Below are 17,595 nucleotides of genomic sequence, written 5' to 3' on the forward strand. Positions count from 1 at the left end.
CCTCCTTCAGTCACTTCAACGATCGCAGTTACAACTTGGATTGGTTTATTCCACTGAAGCGTTTGCTTCTTCCTGTACCTTTTGCAGCTCTTCTGCCATTTTCTCTGGCGTGGTCTGCCCACCAATCAACTTCTGAATCTGCAGATTACTGATCTCTGTCGTCACGTCGGCCTGAACGAGTGCATCAAATGCCGGGAACGACGTCTTGGACGCATTGAGCACAGCCACGATTTCTTTCATCAGATCATCGGTAATGCTATCGGTCAGCACTTTCTCATCGAGCTTCATGGCAGGCAATACACCATCTTCCACAAGGCCGCGGACCTGCATATCTTCATTGTAAAAGTTTTTGATAAAAGCTTTCACTGCTTCCAGCTTCTGCGGATCATCCGCCACTGCTGCCGAGAATCCGTATCCATTGTTCACATCCCGCATCAAAGACGTCTGATCTCCTGCTCCGTTCTCTACCGGAGGCATATTGAAGAATCCAACCTTGCCAATGAGCGATTCACCGCTCTGACCTTCCTTGAATACAGATGATTTCCATGTTCCGTCATACATCAACACCGCTTCTCCGCTCGTAAATTGCGTGGTATATTCGGCATACTCGAAGCCCAGCTCGCCTTTTTTGAAGTAACCCTTATCGACCCATTCCTTATGCTTGGCAAAACCTTGCACAACACCGGGGTCGGTCCACTTCGCTTCACCTGTTGCAAACTTTGCGGTAATTTCCGGCCCGGCATACCGGGACCACAAGTGGTTGGTTAACATGAGCGGAACCCAGCCTGCCTTGGATGCAGAAGCCAGCGGCACTTTGCCATCAGCCTTGATCTCGGCCAGTATATTGTCCAGTCCAGCCATGGTGGTTGGGGCTTTCCATCCTTTTTGTTCAAAGTACTCTTTATTATAGAAAAAACCTTCGCCCGAACCGCCAATCGGCAGTCCATATACTTTGCCTTCATACGTAAACGGCTCAAGCGACGTAAACTGGTCCTGAATGCCAAGCTCTTGCAAAATTGGAGTCAGATCAAGCAGCATGCCTTCCTTGGCATAGACTTTGGAATCCGGGCTGCCGAACAGTTCGAAGATATCCGGGGGATTGCCTGCCGCCATCTCTCCGCGAAGCTTCTCCTTGCGATTCACATCCGATTCGACGCCATCCAGTGTAAAGGTCAGATTGGGTACCTCACCCTCAACTTTGTCCACAACATCCTGCAGAATGGCCAGTCTTTTCTGTTTGTCGGCTCCCACCTGTGTGTGGCGCAGAAGCATCTCAATCGGTTCCTTACTTTTCTCCTCCGTAGGTGTATTACCTGCACCTTGCTGTGGCTCGTTACTTGAGCTTGCACATCCCGCCAAAGTCCATGAAGTGATAAGCAATAATGAAAGCAGTAATGTCATTCCTTTTTTCATCTGGTTGACCCTCCTCAAGATATTGAGCATTTGGCTTTACACTCTGATTATAAAAAGCCGGAGCTTACATCGTAAGGATGACAATTCATCAATGGAGGGATAAAATCCTTCACTGGACAAATAATCTTGCATTTACAATGGATAACAGCAAAAAAACAGCCCCTGCGAAATATGCGCAAGGACTGCTTGGTTGGTATATACGTTGAACTCAAGAATATTTACACTTGCCACTCCGATGACAGAACAACCTTCCGATCGCTGTTATCCCCTGATTTTTTTAATCCACTTTTACAAAGGTGAAAATCTGGGGATAAAGGCGAACGCTTCGCTTCTCCAGCTTATTTCTGTCCTCTTCGTTCTCGTGTAAAAAGTTAGTTCAAATTATATAGATCCTGTATATAACTGTAGTTACTTACCTGAACAAGCCACGCCAGCCGTTTCCTGGCGACCTTGTTCGATCAGGCGATACGCCCGCTCCACTTCTTCTTCACTTGGCGATGGAACGCCATCCAGTGGATATACTTTGCCAAGCGCCTCCCATTTGTAGATCCCCATCTGATGGTATGGAAGAATTTCGAACTTCTCGACGCCATTTAATGTTCCAATAAACCGTCCAAGGTTAAGCAGATCCTCTTCCTCGTTATGAATACCAGGCACATACACGTGGCGTATCCACATTTTCCGGCCCTGCTCCGATAGCCACTTGGCCGTTTTCAACGTTCTCTCGTTGGATTTGCCTGTCAGCTTGATATGTTTCTCGTCATCAATATGCTTGAGGTCCAGCAGAACCAGGTCTGTGTGATCCAGCAGATCGTGAATCCGATCCGGCTCGTTAAACCCGTTGCTGTCCAGTGTCGTATGCAATCCCCAACGACGCTTCACTTCCTTAAAGATTTCGGCTACAAAGTGTGCCTGTAACGTTGGTTCTCCGCCAGATATCGTGAGCCCGCCTCCGGAACTGCGGTAGTAGGATAGATACGGCTCAATTTCAGCCAATACCTCCTCGAGCGTCATTTCTTTTCCACCATCCAGTGCCCATGTATCAGGGTTGTGGCAATATTGACACTTGAGTAGACATCCTTGCATAAAAAGCACGAAGCGGATGCCTGGGCCGTCAACCGTCCCGAAAGTTTCGAGTGAATGAATATGTCCTTTAACCATGCTGCCTCTTCCTTTCTGTATCCGCATCCGCTGTGCGTTTAATATGATTTGGAATGCCTTGCTCTAGCGGTCTTCTACTTGCAAATTACTTACATCGAGCCATGGAACGTACGGTTGATGACATCCAACTGTTGTTCACGAGTCAATTTAATAAAGTTAACAGCATATCCGGATACCCGTACAGTCAGTTGCGGATAGTTTTCCGGGTGATCCATCGCATCAATCAATTGTTGACGATCAAATACGTTAACGTTCAGGTGATGAGCATTTTGACCGAAGTAACCATCCATCATGGCAGTCAGATTGGATTTACGTGTAGTCTCCTCTTTACCCAATGCTTTTGGCACGATGGAGAAGGTATTGGAAATACCGTCAAGACTGTGTTCATAAGGCAATTTGGCTACAGAGCCAAGGGATGCTAGTGCACCTTTTTTATCACGACCATGCATTGGGTTCGCACCTGGAGCAAATGGTTCACCTGCTTTACGACCATCCGGTGTAGTCCCTGTTTTCTTACCATATACCACGTTGGATGTGATCGTCAGCACAGATTGCGTTGGCACTGCGTTACGGTAAGCTTTGTGCTTGCGAATCATACCCATGAAGTTCTCAACCAGTTCAACAGCAATGCTGTCTACGCTGTCTTCATTGTTACCGTAACAAGGGAAGTCTCCTTCGATTTCGAAGTCAACAGCGATGCCTTGTTCGTTACGGATTGGTTTTACTTTGGCATATTTGATCGCACTCAGTGAGTCGGCTGTAACCGACAGACCAGCGATACCGCAAGCCATCGTACGTACAATGTCACGGTCATGCAATGCCATTTCGATACGCTCATAACTGTATTTATCGTGCATGTAGTGAATGACGTTGAGGGTGTTCATATACAGCTTCGCGAGCCACTCCATCATTGGTTTGAAGCGTTTCATAACCTCATTGTAATCCAGCACTTCACTTGTAATGGCAGGATACTCAGGTCCGACCTGTGCTCCGGATTTCTCGTCACGACCACCGTTGATCGCATACAAGAGAGCTTTTGCCAAGTTGGCACGAGCGCCGAAGAATTGCATTTGTTTCCCGATCTTCATCGCCGATACACAGCAAGCAATACCGTAATCGTCACCGTAGATCGGACGCATCAGATCATCATTCTCATACTGGATTGAGCTGGTTTCAATGGATACTTTGCTGCAATAGTCTTTGAAAGCTTCTGGAAGTTTCGTGGACCAAAGTACAGTCAGGTTCGGCTCTGGTGCAGGACCCAAGTTGTGCAGTGTATGCAGGAAACGGAAGCTGTTTTTGGTTACGCGTGTTTCACCATTTACAGACATACCACCGATGGACTCTGTTACCCATGTTGGATCTCCACTGAAGAGTTCGTTGTAATCTGGTGTACGCAGGAATTTGACGATCCGCAGTTTCATTACGAAATGATCAACCAATTCCTGTGCCTGTTCTTCAGACAGAATGCCTTCTTGCAGGTCACGTTCAATGTAGATATCCAGGAAAGAAGATACACGTCCCAGGGACATCGCGGCACCGTTCTGTTCTTTGATCGCAGCGAGATAACCGAAGTACAACCATTGGAACGCTTCTTTTGCTGTAGTCGCTGGCAAGGAAATATCGAACCCGTGCATCTCACCCAATTGCTTCAATTCTTGCAATGCACGAATCTGCTCAGACAATTCTTCCCGCAGACGAATGACATCTTCATCAATGACATCAACTTCGAGTGCATTCAATTCACCTTTTTTGTTACGAATCAGGAAGTCTACCCCGTACAAAGCTACACGACGATAGTCACCGATGATCCGACCACGGCCGTAAGCATCTGGGAGACCTGTAATAATCCCTGCTTTACGCGCTGCACGCATGTCGGAAGTATAAGCATCGAATACACCCTGGTTATGTGTTTTGCGAATGTTCGTAAATATATCAATGACACCTTGAGGCAATTCGAAGCCGTATGCTTCACATGCATCAATCATCATCCGGATTCCGCCTGTTGGTTGAATGGAACGTTTGAACGGAGCATCGGTCTGAACGCCGACAATCTGCTCTTTGGTTTGATCCAGATAACCTGGTTGGTGAGAAACAATAGTCGCTGGTGTGTTTACATCAACGTCAAGGACACCGCCGTTATCCCGTTCTTTTTTGGTAAGATCAGATACGATTTCCCACAATTCTTTGGTATTCTGGGTTGCACCTGCGAGGAACGCTTCATCGCCGTAATACGGAGACAAGTTGTTTGCCAGAAAATCATTCACATCTACGGATTTGGTCCATGTTCCTTTGGTAAAGTTTCTCCAGCCTGTTTGTTGTTTGACATCTTTTTCAATCACCGACATCGTAATCCCTCCACTAATTTGGATTTCTGGACACATAACATATTGCTTCATTCGTAGCATTGTGTGCCCAGAGCCGCGATTAATGTGAATTGTTTCACATAAAACCGGAACATGTTCTCTCTACTTGGGAACCGGAACCGCGGGATGAATGTTTTTCTTACATTTTCAGTATACGACTTGGCACTTTCATCATCTGTGATTTTTATCACAAAGTCAGTGAACTAACTCACTCCACCTGTGCTGTGTCCCATTGAACCCTGTAAATTCACACTTAGCCACTGCGCGGGCAGAACAACTTCCGATCGCTGTTCATTATTTAAATTTACTGAAAAAGCGAATGAACCATAGATGATGTACACTGGCCACTACAAGGAGAGAATAACCTTCCGATCGCTGTTATCCCCGGATTTTTTGATTCACTTTTTCAAAGGTGAAAATCCGTTGATAAAGGCGACCGCTCCGCTTCTTCAGGTTTTTTCTCTCCTCTCCGTTATCGTGTACATAGGTAGTTCAACTGATAAACCAATAAAATTCAAAATTTACTTCAAAGGCGAACGCTCCGCTTCTTCAGTTTTTTCTGCCCTCTCCGTTATTGTGTGAACATCTGGCTCAAACGGCCACATCACGAATTCCGTGCCACCTCTTTAGAACCCTTTTGCTCCTCTATGCTCGGAGCAAAACAAATCTTAGAATAATTCCTGAAAACAGATGCTCGCTCTTCTGTTTTTCTGCCCTTTTCTTTATTGTGTGAAAGACGGCAATCGGGGCTCCCCTCTCGGGGAACCCTGATCTCTTTTGCCGTAAGGCACGCTTCGTTCTGATTCGTTATTCAAACTTTCCGTAGAAAGCGTTGCGGTATACATCAGCCAGTTCAGTTACCAGCGGCAACTTCGGATTGGCGGTTGTACATTGGTCTTCGAAGGCACGGTCAGCCAGATAATCTACATGTGCTTCAAAGTCTTTAGCATCAAATCCGATCTCTTGGAACGATTCTTCAATGCCCAGTGTTTTGTTCAGGTTACGGATGGCATTGATAAGACTGGTTACGCCTTCTTCTGTCGTACGTGCAGGCAATCCCAAGATACGGGCAATTTCGGCATACCGCTCATCCGCTACAAAGTGCGAATATTTCGGGAACGATGCGAATTTGGTCGGTTTTTTCGCGTTGTAACGAATGACGTGTGGCATCAGAATGGCATTAGTGCGTCCGTGTGCGGTGTGGTACTGACCGCCCCATTTGTGCGCCAAGCTGTGGTTAATGCCCAGGAATGCGTTGGCAAATGCCATACCGGCAATTGTGGAAGCATTATGCATTTTCTCACGTGCCAGTTTGTCGCCTTGCAGTGCCGATTGCTCCAGGTATTGGAACACCAGTTGAATGGCTTTGATCGCAAGTCCATCTGTGTAATCATTTGCCATAACAGACACATATGCTTCAATCGCATGCGTCAGTACGTCCATACCTGTATCCGCAACCGCCGTTTTAGGCAGGGAGTATACGAATTCCGGATCGACAATCGCTACGTCTGGTGTCAGCTCATAGTCGGCCAATGGATATTTGGTGTTACCTTGATTTTTATCTGTAATAACAGCGAACGATGTCACTTCAGAACCTGTACCCGATGTTGTTGGGATCGCTACAAATTTCGCTTTTACACCGAGACGTGGATATTTGTAGATCCGTTTGCGGATATCCATGAATTTCTGTTTCAGGTCATTGAAGTCCGTGTCCGGATATTCATAGAACAACCACATGGCTTTGGCAGCATCCATCGGTGATCCACCGCCAAGTGCGATAATGCAGTCCGGTTGGAAACGGCGCATCATTTCTGTTCCGCGATCTACCGTCGTTGTGGACGGATCGGGCTCTACATCGGAGAATACTTCGATCGCTACCGGCATTTGACGTTGACGCAGATAGTGCTCTACTTTTTCCACATATCCAAGCTTCACCATCATCGCATCCGTAATAATCGCCACACGTGTGATGTCAGGCATTTTTGCAAGGTACTGTGTTGCCCCTTTTTCGAAGTAGACTTTGTTCGGCACTTTGAACCATTGCATATTCACGGTACGGCGAGCCACCCTTTTCACATTGATTAAGTTCACAGCGGTTACGTTGGAAGAAGTCGAGTTACGTCCGTATGATCCGCACCCCAGTGTCAATGATGGCATATTCGTGTTGTAGATATCCCCGATGGCACCGTGTGTGGATGGTGAGTTCACAATAATCCGTCCAGTTTGCAGACGATCTGCGAATTTGTCGATCACTTCTTCATTCGTTGAGTGAATAACCGAGGAGTGACCCATGCCGCCAAAAGCAACCACTTCTGCCGCACGCTCAATGCCCTCTGCTGCCGTTTTGACTTTGTAACAAGCCAGTACCGGGCTTAATTTCTCAGCCGACAATGGGAATTTCGTACCTACCCCTTCAATCTCGGCCACGAGAATTTTGGTGCCTGCTGGAACCTCAATGCCGCACAACTTCGCAATGCTCACCGCAGATTGACCAACAATCGCCGGGTTCACCGCACATTTCTCGGCATTAATCGCACCTGCTGTCAATTTTGCTGCTTCATCTTTGTTAACAAAGTAACAGCCGTTCGCAATCATTTTTTTCTTCACTTGATCAAAGATCGGTTCTTCAATGATTACTGCTTGCTCAGAAGCACAGATCATGCCGTTATCGAAGGATTTCGACAGGATCAAATCCGTCACTGCCTGATTGATATCCGCGCTTTTCTCGATAAAACAAGGTACGTTACCCGGTCCTACGCCCAGTGCAGGTTTACCACAGCTGTACGCTGCACGTACCATGCCTGATCCGCCTGTTGCCAGAATGAGAGCTACATCATTGTGATTCATCAGTTCGTTCGTACGATCCATGGAAGGATCATCAATCCACTGAATACAATCTGCTGGTGCACCATGTTTCACAGCCGCTTCCAGCAGGATCTTAGCAGCTTCGCGGCTACAATTCTGTGCAGATGGGTGGAAACCAAAGATGATTGGGTTACGCGTCTTGATGGAGATCAGTGCTTTAAACATCGTCGTTGATGTCGGATTGGTTACTGGTGTAATACCCATGATGATGCCGACTGGCTCCGCAATTTTCTGGAAGCTTTCGTACTCGTTATCTTCAATCACACCTACGGTTTTGTCATACTTGATGCTGTGGTACACATATTCTGTTGCAAATATATTTTTGGTAATTTTATCCTCATACACTCCGCGACCTGTTTCTTCTACAGCCATCTTGGCAAGCATCATGTGTTTATCCAGACCCGCAAGCGCCATTGCTTGCACAATCCGGTCAATCTGCTTCTGGTCCATCTTCATGAATGCGGCGTGTGCTTTATTCGCTTTGTCGATTAACGTTTGAATATACTGACCTGCTGTCGGTTCTTTTGCTGGGGCGACTTCGTTCTTTACAGCCATCTCCCTCATCCTCCTAAAGGTTCGTATTAGTTTGTCTCTCTCGTTTACATTCACATCGTACCATAGCCAAAAACGTAATCATGTGATTTTTTTCACAAAGTATAACAAATTTAAATTTAGTTTTGTAATGTCCGCTAACAAGTTGATTTCCACTTCCTATAATAAGTGTAGTGCTATCGAACACATCCTTCCCTACTAAAAGTGAATTTAATCACAATGTTTGGAATTTCGCCATTTTTGATGCCTTCCCATGCCCCCCAAAAGGTAAGTTTAGGTATATACTGAACTTAAAAATTGAACCACCGCAATTTGTACCGTCCTTCCTCCCGGCCGAGATGACCCTGATCAGGACGGCAACGGTTTGCGGCGAACCTCGGAGGCTACTGCAAGCTACAGAAGGTCGTCCGATGGACATAAAGGGGAGATAGACTTATGAGAGAACTAACGACTGTACTGGAAAAACGCGGCAATACCAACTGTTTCTCGGAAGCGAATTTCAACCATCTGCTGGTTACAATGAAAGATAGAACCTATCCTGAAGGTACCCATCTGTACTGGGAAGGAGACGTCTCTGACAAACTTTATTATATGAAACGGGGTCGTGCCCAGATCACCAAATCAACGGATGAAGGCAAAGAACTGATCATGTACATGTATCAGTCCGGTGACATGATTGGGCAGGCTGATCCCTTCTTCGGCTCTAAACACAGCTTTTCAGCGGAAGTACTGGAAGACAGTGAAATTGGTGTACTGGAACACAAAGACCTGGAAATGCTGATATGCCAGCATTGTGACTTTGCGATCGACTTTATGAAATGGATGGGCATCCATCACCGGCTGACACAGACCAAGTTCCGGGACCTCATGTTATATGGCAAACCGGGTGCGCTCTGTTCTACCCTCATTCGGTTGTCGAATTCGTATGGTGAGGCTCATGGAGAGCATGTCATTATTCACAAAAAAATTACCCACACGGATCTGTCTAATATGATTGGAGCCACCCGTGAAAGTGTAAACCGCATGTTAAGCGATCTTCGTAAGAAAGATGCGATTGAATATGACAATGGCATGATCGTCATCAAAGATCTGAAGATGCTGCAAGGCATCTGTCACTGTGAACTTTGCCCGAATGAGATCTGTCGTATTTGAAGTACGATTGTGCTAATAAGGTGTTGCTTGCAAAACAATTTCATCAATGAAAAAAGCCCAGTTCTCTAAATAGAGATTGGGCTTCTTTGTATGCTTACGATGCATTGGTCAATTCAAGCTTTACCGCATCACGTGGATTTAATTTCATATCCAAACCGTTTTCCATTAATTCCTTGTCATTCACCATAATGACCCACCGCTGATTCATACGGGGTGTCACATTCTCGACCGAAACGACGAATTTGTTGTTCTCCGACATTCTCACAATCCCGCTGGACTTCAGTACATCGCGAACTGTACATTCCTGAACATAGACTCCAGCATATTGACGATTAAGAGTTGGCATAATGTTTCCACCGCTCACCTTGAGTAACGTTGTCTGATATGCAACGCCATCCCCCCCACTGTCAGCGGCTTTCACGTAAATGATCACTTCATCTTTGGCATGAAGCTCCATGTCCCAATCTTCCTGTTCAATATCCTTGCCATTCAACTTCACAGCCCAGCTCAGCGAAGAATCGAGAGAAACTTCACCCACGGATTGAATCCGTTTGCCATCCGCCGTAAAATCAACGAGTCCGCTATTGAGTAATGCTTTTTTGAGTGTCAAACCCTCACTAAAATCTCGCTTAATGGACTTCGTTGCATCAGGCAAGAATGTACTGCCATCTACAGCCACTGTAATCGTATTCGCTGTTTCCGTCTCTTTGACAATTGGCTGCTCTGAAGGCTGCGTCTCACTACATCCAGCCAAGATCGCCAGAATGAGCAAACATACACCTATGTAACCGGGGATTTTCTTCTTCATGTAGGTAACACCACCCTGCGTAAAATCATTCACCCTGTTGTCCATAACCTCTATTATGGCACAACACTCAACAAAAAAAAGTGTCAAACCCGTTACTTTTATCGCGCGCGCCCTCCAGAGAGGACTGGTACAACAAAGAGAGCCTGCACACAGGCTCTCCAATCTGAATCCGTTTTCTGTTCTAGTGTTTGCTTTGTTATTGGACACATGCCTGCATGTATGTCCGTCCTCCATCTCCATCTTTCAGATATGGATTGAGCCCGAAGAACTGTTCCTCCGATACATATACGCCTGTCAGCAATCGGCCTTCAAGCAATCCACCGTCCACCTTTACGCAGCATGAAGGTGCGTCTACATACTCCTGGTATAACGGAATCTGACCATATTGTTGATGTACCTTGAATACCTTCCCTTGCTCATGCAAGGGGCGTTCCGAGAAATAGGTAGGCACAATATAACGGGCAATGACATCCAGTTCCTGCACGCTATAGAAGGGTTCATCGCCAAGCCATGGTGCAAACATCCGAATCTTCTCATATTGAGACCAGACAACCGCCTGAATCAGCATTTCTGCCTGAACCAACCGACCTTCTCCCACATCCAGCACCAATCGCTTTCCATGGATGGTTTCCTCCATCTGAGACATCGCCGAATCAGGTTGACTCATTTCACATCCGATACACTTCCAGCCTCTGGACGTTTGAATCCATTTTTGCAGCACCGCCGGAGCCAATCTCGGACCATCGTTGTTCACAGAATGCGTATTCACTTCGGTAAAATCATCTTTAACCGAACGCGAATATACTGTGCGCTTAAACAACTCCGCAGCTTTTTTGTAGATTAGATGGACCTGAATGGATGCGCTCTCAAGTTCTGCAATATCTTTCTTGCCGTAGCGTACTTCACGGGATAAGCTTTCTTCTCTCATGACAAGTGGGCCTCCTTCGCTCCGGCCGTCTGCGGCCATTTTCTATAGATTATACTACAACTCATGACAACATGTGCACAGCCCCAGAGAAAAACGCCGATCCACGTTATACTTAAGACAAAAACCCCTGATTTCCACAGAAATTAGGGGTCTATGTCATTCATGCAACCAAGTGGGTGCTGTTGCTTATACGCTAGTCAACCCACTTCTCAGCCCAATCCTGAATTTGATTCATAACAGGCTGGAGCGCTCTACCTTTGTCCGTCAGTTCATATTCAATACGAACCGGCGTCTCGGGATAGACGTGACGAACCAGAATACCTTCACTCTCCAGATCCTTCATCCGTTCGGACAACATCTTGTCACTCATGGACGGAATCAGATTGGAGATATCCTTGAATCGCTTCGAACCACTCATCAACGTTTGAATAATTAAACCATTCCAGCGCTTGCCCAAAAAAGAAAACGCCGTTTCAAAACGCGGACACATCCGCAAGTCTTGACCTTCCACATTAATCACCTCTTTAGAGATCACTCAACTTACATTTTGTTAGTATATTTCATAATAACATATTTAAGCTTCAAAGAAAACGTCTGCAACTAAAAAGTTTAAATTTTAGAAGCATAACATGCAAAATGGATCATACATCCCAGTATACATTACACGGTGCGTCGTAACCATGGGAAATATCGTATAACTTCCCCATAGTACTATCTTACCCAAAAAGAACCCAACTGCCACAGTCATTATTGACTTGGAGAAGGGTTCCTTCGTATACATTATCCGTATAAGTTCAACTAAAGCATATTTACACTACCACTACGACGGATAACTAGACCAGCACGCCGCCAAACGGTCTAACAGGTTCACTCTTGCCGAATTCCGGCTTAAAGCTGCGGGCAGGATATGCCCATTTCACAGCGTTGCTGATTACTCTTAATATTTCCGGTTTGTAATAGGTCGGATACGTCTCATGACCCGGTCGGAAATAGAAGATTTTACCTTCACCACGCCGGAACGTGCATCCGCTCCGGAATACTTCTCCACCCTGGAAGTTACTTACAAACACCAGTTCATCGGGTACTGGAATATCGAAGAATTCCCCGTACATCTCTTCTTTTTCCAATACAATTTTGCCTTCGATGCCATCCGCAATCGGATGGGATGGATTAACACACCATACAATTTCCTGCTCGTCAGCTACACGCCATTTCAGATCGCAGCTGGTTCCCATGAGTGCTTTGAATGGTTTGGAGAAATGACCTGAATGGAGCACAATCATTCCCATGCCGTTCAGCACTCGCTGCGCGACCTTCTGTGAGATCTCATCGCTTACGCGATCATGTGCCATATGTCCCCACCATATGAGCACATCCGTGGAATTCAGCACTTCATCACTTAATCCGTGTTCAGGCTGATCCAGTGTAGCCGTCCGAATAGCAAAGCCTTCGCCGCCAAGTCCGTCAGCCAGCGCTCGATGCAGACCATCCGGGTAGACTTCCCTTACTTCATCGTGAATTTTCTCATGGACAAATTCATTCCAAATGGTGACGTTGATCATATTCAATTTCCCCCTAATGTAGCTCTAAACCCACCACATATCGCCCAGCGGTTCTTCGATCAATACTTGCTGGAGATTTTGCACGGCTTTAGAGAATCCTTCTTCAACCGACATCAGACCGTCTTCGTGCTCAATACTTACTACATAATCATATCCGACCAGACGCAAGGCACTCATAATATCTGCCCAAGTCTTGTTATCATGTCCATAACCAACCGAGCGGAACTGCCAAGCCCGATCCAGCATATTGGTATAATCCTGCATATCCGTTACACCGTGTTTGTTCACGTTGATCGGATCAATCGTTGTATCTTTGGCATGGAAGTGATGGATCGCTCCTTCACGTCCCAAGATGTGAATCGCCTGCACCGGATCGATACCTTGCCACCACATGTGACTTGGGTCCAGATTGGCTCCGATCACTTCACCTGCTGCTTCACGCAGTCTCAGCAACGTTGCTGGTGTGTGAACCGAGAATCCACCGTGCAGCTCCAGTCCAACTTTTACGTTACGATCTGCTGCGAATTTACCCCACTCTGTCCAGTAAGGGATAACTTTGTTCTCCCATTGCCACTTCAGGATCTCCTGGAAGTCATTCGGCCATGGTGCAACAGGCCAGTTCGGATATTTGGCATCCTCATGGTCTCCCGGGCAACCGGAGAATGTATTCACTACAGGTACTTCCAGCTTCTCAGCCAGTTCTACCGTTTTAACAAAATCATCGTGAAATCCTTTAGCAATATCCTTTTGTGGATGCAACGGGTTACCGTGACAGCTAAGTGCGCTGATCGTCAAACCGCGTGATTCCACTGCGTTTTTGAAGTTTTTCAGTGCTGTAGGATTGCTTAACAATTCATCCGGCTTACAGTGTGCATTGCCTGGATGTCCGCCTGTTCCGATCTCTACTGCTTTTAATCCCTTGGATGCTACATAATCAAGAGCATCCTCCAATTTACGTCCTCCGAATAGTACCAAAAATACGCCGAGTTTCAAGTGCGATTCCTCCCTGGATTAGATATCGTATGATTGCTGAATTCATGAATATTGAACTGTAGAAAATTACCGTTCAGATCACGTGCCTGTTTGATTAGTGTGGAAAATCGAGAGTGTTTCTATCCTGAAATTGAACGTAAGAATACTGGTTATTCTCCATCACTCGTAAGAGCATCAAGCTTAAAACACTTGGTACTCTGAGCTAGTGCGATTCCACGGTTTCAATCTCAGTTTGAACTGCGCGAGTTACTGCAAAAGAGTCATAGCTGCTCTCCAGATGTATATGCTTGCCTTCAAGTGAAGAACGCTGGAATGAATGCATGGCTTCCAATACATGATAAGCAAGCTTGCCACTGGCTTTGTGTTCGCGTCCGGCACGAATGGATTCGACCATTTCCGTTACGCCGATGCCTCGTTCGTTTTGTCCACTTTCAAAGACGGGTTTGACCGTCTCCCAAGTGTCTTGGCCGTATCTGCGCACCTTTACTTCCCCGTTAAAATAATTGGGGTCTGGTACACTAAGCGTACCTTCTGTTCCATAGATTTCAATACGTGGCAGATCCGAAGCTCCGCGAATATCGAAACTGGTGATCATGGTTGCAATGGCACCTTCTGCGAAATCAATCGTTCCTGCCAAGTGTGTAGGCGTCTCAACTTGCAGCGCTGTACCTTCCTTTGGTCCGGAGCCAATCTTGCGATCCGCAATCTGTATGCCTGCCGAGGCGCTGATTCTGCGTATCGGTCCAAGCAACGTAATCAGAGCGGTCAGGTAGTAGGGTCCCATATCAAACATAGGTCCACCACCTGCGACATAAAAGAACTCCGGGTTAGGATGCCAAGCTTCCGGTCCTCCACCCATGAAGAATGAAGTGGCTGCGATCGGCTTACCGATCAGCCCATCCTCAATGGCTTTACGAGCCGTTTGAATGCCTGAACCAAGGAAGGTATCCGGTGCAGAACCCACATACAATCCCTTTTCCTCAGCCAGCTCAACAACCTTGCGACCATCCTCAAGCGAAATTGCCAATGGCTTCTCGGCATACACATGTTTACCTGCTTCGAGTGCAGCCAGATCGGTCATGGCATGACTGCCAGGAACCGTAAGGTTCAAGACGAGTTCAATTTCGTTATTTTGCAGCAACTCATCTACATTGTAAACGTTTGCGATATTAAATTCATCTGCCCGTTCCTGAGCGCGTTCACGAATCAAATCCGCAACAGCCACGACTTCAATGACCGGGTTGTTTTTGAGATTTTCCAAGTAAATGGCACTGATATTACCGCACCCGATGATGCCTGCTTTCATTTTCTCCACTGTGACGTTCATCTCCTTACGCATGGTGAAAATCCGCGTTTGAATGGTTGATATACATATGTTTTGTTGGATGTTTCCTGTTCCTTAAATCTAATACTATGGTATTCCGTTTCAGCTTCAATTAAAATGAATAATATGATTGAAACATGAACTATCTGGTCATAATTTTCAAATTGCAAGGAGTATGCCCATGCCGACAGATCATTCCTGCCAAGTTCTTACAGCAGGCTTTTCATTTCATCGTAAACCCTACGCTATGGTGCAGCCTGAAGGGGTGAAGAATTACCTGTTAAGACTGCAAACAGACGGACGCTGCCGTGCACGTATTGACGGGGACATGTCCCTGGTGGACGCGGGCGATCTGCTTCTTTTTGATCCTGATGAGCCCTATGAGCTGAGAATAGACAATGAAATCAATCCGATGGGAGAACGACTGGTGGAGAGTGGGGACTATCACATCTTCTTCAATGGTTCCTGGGTGGATGAGTGGTGGAAGCGTCACAAACGGCCGACCCGAATCAAAGTGGAGCTGACGGAAAGCCTGTTAGTACTGTTTCGCCAGCTCGTGCTGGAGCAACGCCGTATCTCCAATCCTTATCCGGAAATATCAAGTTATTATATGCGGATTTTATGTCTCGAAGTGGATCGTCTGCTCTCAGAGCATCCGACGATAACCAATACCAATTATGTGGCTTATGAAATTAAGAACTATATTGAAGAAAACGCTTCCTCTTTGTTCAAGCTGGATGATGTGGCAACACATATTGGTATCAGTGTCTCACGGGGTGTTCATCTCTTCAAAGAAGCGTTTGGCAAAAGCATCATGCAATATACGCTTGACGTACGGCTGAATATGGCGAGGGAACGGATTATTTTCAGTCCAATGACCCTGGAGCAAGTGTCTGAGTCTTCCGGCTTCAATAACTATACCTATTTCCATCGGGTATTCCGTTCCCGGTTCGGCATGTCCCCGAAGGAATTCCGCGTCATTCACCGGGAACAGATGTAATCATACCAGTATACGTAAGTTGAACTTATTTGCGCGCGGCTATGGCCTCGGATACAACCATCGCCAGATCTTCATTGCCAAACATCGACAACACGCCAAGTACTGTATCATCCGGGATCTCACCGGCTTCCTCCTTGGATACAATCAGCTTCTGCACCTGCTGCAAACGCTCGTTGCTCTGCTGATTCGGGTAGGCTTGCCGGTACATCTCTTCCGGGTCCAGTCCATGATTGACACACCACTGGGCAAATACGAGGATCATCATCTCTTCTTCCTGTTTATAGGTTTCAATGACAGCTTCCTCAATCTGTTTATTACGTTCCTTTTCATATTCATCCATGACGTGTATTCCTCCGTATGTGTATTCTACAATTATTTGCGAATCAATTGTTCAGCCAGCTCATGGCTGTCCATGACATGACTTGCACTAATCAGGCAATCATCAGGCGAGTCCAGACAAGCCAGAAAATGATCGACGGCCCCGCTAAAACCTCTGCGTGCTAACACAGTGTCCCAGCTCCCGAACGTTTCTTTGGTTTCCAGACTTCCCTGTTCCATGTAGCTGATCATGTCCATGTTCACGACTTCAACAGATCGTCCACCACCATGCAATTCGATCTTCTCCAGATCTGCCCCAGCTTCACGCACCATATCGAATCGGCCATAAGCTGTTCTGCCCAGCTTGGCTGTTCCGGTCGCATGCAGCAGTCTGTCCAGATCATTCTTCCGAATCCATTGATGAAGCAGCTCCACGTTATGATCCGAGTACCACATCATTAGATCCAGCATATGGATGAGATCATCATAGATGGTTTCTGCCGCAGGACGATCCTGAATGCCTGTACGATGTTTGGTCACTGTCAGGGATTCTAAACCTTTTCCACCCTGCATCCATTCTTTCGCTTTTTGGTACATTGGTGCGAATCTGCGGTTGAAGCCCACTGCCAGTAACAGACCTTGTGCCTCGGCAAAAGCCGTCATTTCTTCCGACTCCCGAAGCGTATAGGATAACGGCTTGTCTACGTATACGGCCAATCCCTGTTCCAAACATTGCATGACAATGTCAAAGTGCGCTTCCGTTGCTGTATGTACAAACACCGCATCCAGATCCCAGGACAACAGTTCTTTCAGATCCGTTGTTCCCCGTTCTAATCTATATGCCTCCTGAACGGCTTTGACCGGCTCCAGAGATCGGTTCATAATCCCCACAATCTCCACGTTCGGATGAGCGGTCAGCAGCGGCAAATACACTTTATGTGCAATACCCCCGAGTCCGATAATTGCAATTCGTTTACGTTTGGTTGTTTCCATTATGATCATTCCACCTTCGGTTCGGTTCTATATTTCCACGTCCTATAGTGTAACCCTTCGGACAGCAACTTGCCAGTGATTGCGGCAGACTTCGGTACGAATTGTTCAGACAATGGGCGAACGTGGTAAACTTATGAGGAACAGTAGTACAGATCGGGAC

At 46.5% G+C, this 17,595-nt stretch carries 14 protein-coding genes; 2 read left to right on the plus strand and 12 right to left on the minus strand.

Annotated features, from left to right (window positions below):
- Positions 1-45 precede the first annotated feature (45 nt).
- The 4 genes from PAHA3_RS14150 to adhE all read right to left on the minus strand — a co-directional run bounded on the left by PAHA3_RS14150 (position 46) and on the right by adhE (position 8,360).
- The gene (locus PAHA3_RS14150) at positions 46-1,413 is read right to left on the minus strand and encodes an extracellular solute-binding protein (RefSeq protein WP_062835297.1); all 1,368 of its coding nucleotides are present in this window, start codon (positions 1,411-1,413) and stop codon (positions 46-48) included.
- A 408-nt stretch (positions 1,414-1,821) separates the two neighbouring features.
- Complete coding sequence (pflA, locus tag PAHA3_RS14155; RefSeq protein WP_062835298.1) at positions 1,822-2,574, minus strand: pyruvate formate-lyase-activating protein; 753 nt, start codon at positions 2,572-2,574, stop codon at positions 1,822-1,824.
- A gap of 89 nt (positions 2,575-2,663) precedes the next feature.
- Positions 2,664-4,922, minus strand: a complete 2,259-nt coding sequence (gene pflB / locus PAHA3_RS14160; RefSeq protein ID WP_062835299.1) for a formate C-acetyltransferase — start codon at positions 4,920-4,922, stop codon at positions 2,664-2,666.
- A gap of 825 nt (positions 4,923-5,747) precedes the next feature.
- Positions 5,748-8,360 carry a bifunctional acetaldehyde-CoA/alcohol dehydrogenase gene (adhE, locus tag PAHA3_RS14165; protein ID WP_062835300.1) on the minus strand — a complete coding sequence of 871 codons (2,613 nt, stop codon included), beginning with the start codon at positions 8,358-8,360 and terminating at the stop codon, positions 5,748-5,750.
- A gap of 432 nt (positions 8,361-8,792) precedes the next feature.
- On the opposite strand from adhE, the gene PAHA3_RS14170 reads away from it, so the two are divergent.
- The gene (locus PAHA3_RS14170) at positions 8,793-9,509 is read left to right on the plus strand and encodes a Crp/Fnr family transcriptional regulator (RefSeq protein WP_062835301.1); all 717 of its coding nucleotides are present in this window, start codon (positions 8,793-8,795) and stop codon (positions 9,507-9,509) included.
- Positions 9,510-9,603: 94 nt separating this feature from the next.
- Here the strand turns inward: PAHA3_RS14170 and PAHA3_RS14175 are convergent, their stop codons facing one another.
- From PAHA3_RS14175 to PAHA3_RS14200, 6 genes are all read right to left on the minus strand, one after another.
- Positions 9,604-10,317 (minus strand): hypothetical protein, encoded by a 714-nt coding sequence (locus tag PAHA3_RS14175; RefSeq protein WP_139331953.1) that lies wholly within the window; start codon positions 10,315-10,317, stop codon positions 9,604-9,606.
- A 196-nt stretch (positions 10,318-10,513) separates the two neighbouring features.
- A complete protein-coding gene (locus tag PAHA3_RS14180; RefSeq protein ID WP_062835303.1) occupies positions 10,514-11,245 on the minus strand; it encodes a hypothetical protein in 732 nt (243 codons plus the stop codon).
- Positions 11,246-11,438: 193 nt separating this feature from the next.
- Positions 11,439-11,735 (minus strand): winged helix-turn-helix transcriptional regulator, encoded by a 297-nt coding sequence (locus PAHA3_RS14185; RefSeq protein WP_076333333.1) that lies wholly within the window; start codon positions 11,733-11,735, stop codon positions 11,439-11,441.
- Between the two features lie 343 nt (positions 11,736-12,078).
- A complete protein-coding gene (locus PAHA3_RS14190; RefSeq protein WP_017687549.1) occupies positions 12,079-12,807 on the minus strand; it encodes a ThuA domain-containing protein in 729 nt (242 codons plus the stop codon).
- Positions 12,808-12,831: 24 nt separating this feature from the next.
- Positions 12,832-13,800, minus strand: a complete 969-nt coding sequence (locus PAHA3_RS14195; RefSeq protein WP_062835305.1) for a sugar phosphate isomerase/epimerase family protein — start codon at positions 13,798-13,800, stop codon at positions 12,832-12,834.
- A 202-nt stretch (positions 13,801-14,002) separates the two neighbouring features.
- The gene (locus tag PAHA3_RS14200) at positions 14,003-15,115 is read right to left on the minus strand and encodes a Gfo/Idh/MocA family protein (RefSeq protein WP_062835306.1); all 1,113 of its coding nucleotides are present in this window, start codon (positions 15,113-15,115) and stop codon (positions 14,003-14,005) included.
- A gap of 190 nt (positions 15,116-15,305) precedes the next feature.
- Between PAHA3_RS14200 and PAHA3_RS14205 the strand changes: the two genes are divergently transcribed.
- Positions 15,306-16,124, plus strand: a complete 819-nt coding sequence (locus PAHA3_RS14205) for an AraC family transcriptional regulator (protein ID WP_062835307.1) — start codon at positions 15,306-15,308, stop codon at positions 16,122-16,124.
- Between the two features lie 25 nt (positions 16,125-16,149).
- Here the strand turns inward: PAHA3_RS14205 and PAHA3_RS14210 are convergent, their stop codons facing one another.
- Entirely contained in the window at positions 16,150-16,464 is a 315-nt protein-coding gene (locus PAHA3_RS14210; protein ID WP_062835308.1) for a hypothetical protein, read from the minus strand.
- 32 nt (positions 16,465-16,496) lie between these two features.
- The gene (locus tag PAHA3_RS14215) at positions 16,497-17,435 is read right to left on the minus strand and encodes a Gfo/Idh/MocA family protein (RefSeq protein ID WP_062835309.1); all 939 of its coding nucleotides are present in this window, start codon (positions 17,433-17,435) and stop codon (positions 16,497-16,499) included.
- Positions 17,436-17,595: the final 160 nt, after the last annotated feature.

It is taken from the genome of Paenibacillus amylolyticus (assembly GCF_001570725.1).
In the GTDB taxonomy this organism is placed as follows: Bacteria; Bacillota; Bacilli; order Paenibacillales; family Paenibacillaceae; genus Paenibacillus; species Paenibacillus amylolyticus_A.

Bases quoted from the DNA above. Each gene is read 5' to 3' on its own strand.
- PAHA3_RS14215 (WP_062835309.1), bottom strand. From the start codon at position 17,435: ATGGAAACAACCAAACGTAAACGAATTGCAATTATCGGACTCGGGGGT.
- PAHA3_RS14175 (WP_139331953.1), bottom strand. From the start codon at position 10,317: ATGAAGAAGAAAATCCCCGGTTACATAGGTGTATGTTTGCTCATTCTG.
- PAHA3_RS14170 (WP_062835301.1), top strand. From the start codon at position 8,793: ATGAGAGAACTAACGACTGTACTGGAAAAACGCGGCAATACCAACTGT.
- adhE (WP_062835300.1), bottom strand. From the start codon at position 8,360: ATGGCTGTAAAGAACGAAGTCGCCCCAGCAAAAGAACCGACAGCAGGT.
- PAHA3_RS14185 (WP_076333333.1), bottom strand. From the start codon at position 11,735: ATGTGTCCGCGTTTTGAAACGGCGTTTTCTTTTTTGGGCAAGCGCTGG.
- PAHA3_RS14210 (WP_062835308.1), bottom strand. From the start codon at position 16,464: ATGGATGAATATGAAAAGGAACGTAATAAACAGATTGAGGAAGCTGTC.
- PAHA3_RS14150 (WP_062835297.1), bottom strand. From the start codon at position 1,413: ATGAAAAAAGGAATGACATTACTGCTTTCATTATTGCTTATCACTTCA.
- PAHA3_RS14205 (WP_062835307.1), top strand. From the start codon at position 15,306: ATGCCGACAGATCATTCCTGCCAAGTTCTTACAGCAGGCTTTTCATTT.
- pflA (WP_062835298.1), bottom strand. From the start codon at position 2,574: ATGGTTAAAGGACATATTCATTCACTCGAAACTTTCGGGACGGTTGAC.
- PAHA3_RS14190 (WP_017687549.1), bottom strand. From the start codon at position 12,807: ATGATCAACGTCACCATTTGGAATGAATTTGTCCATGAGAAAATTCAC.
- PAHA3_RS14180 (WP_062835303.1), bottom strand. From the start codon at position 11,245: ATGAGAGAAGAAAGCTTATCCCGTGAAGTACGCTACGGCAAGAAAGAT.
- pflB (WP_062835299.1), bottom strand. From the start codon at position 4,922: ATGTCGGTGATTGAAAAAGATGTCAAACAACAAACAGGCTGGAGAAAC.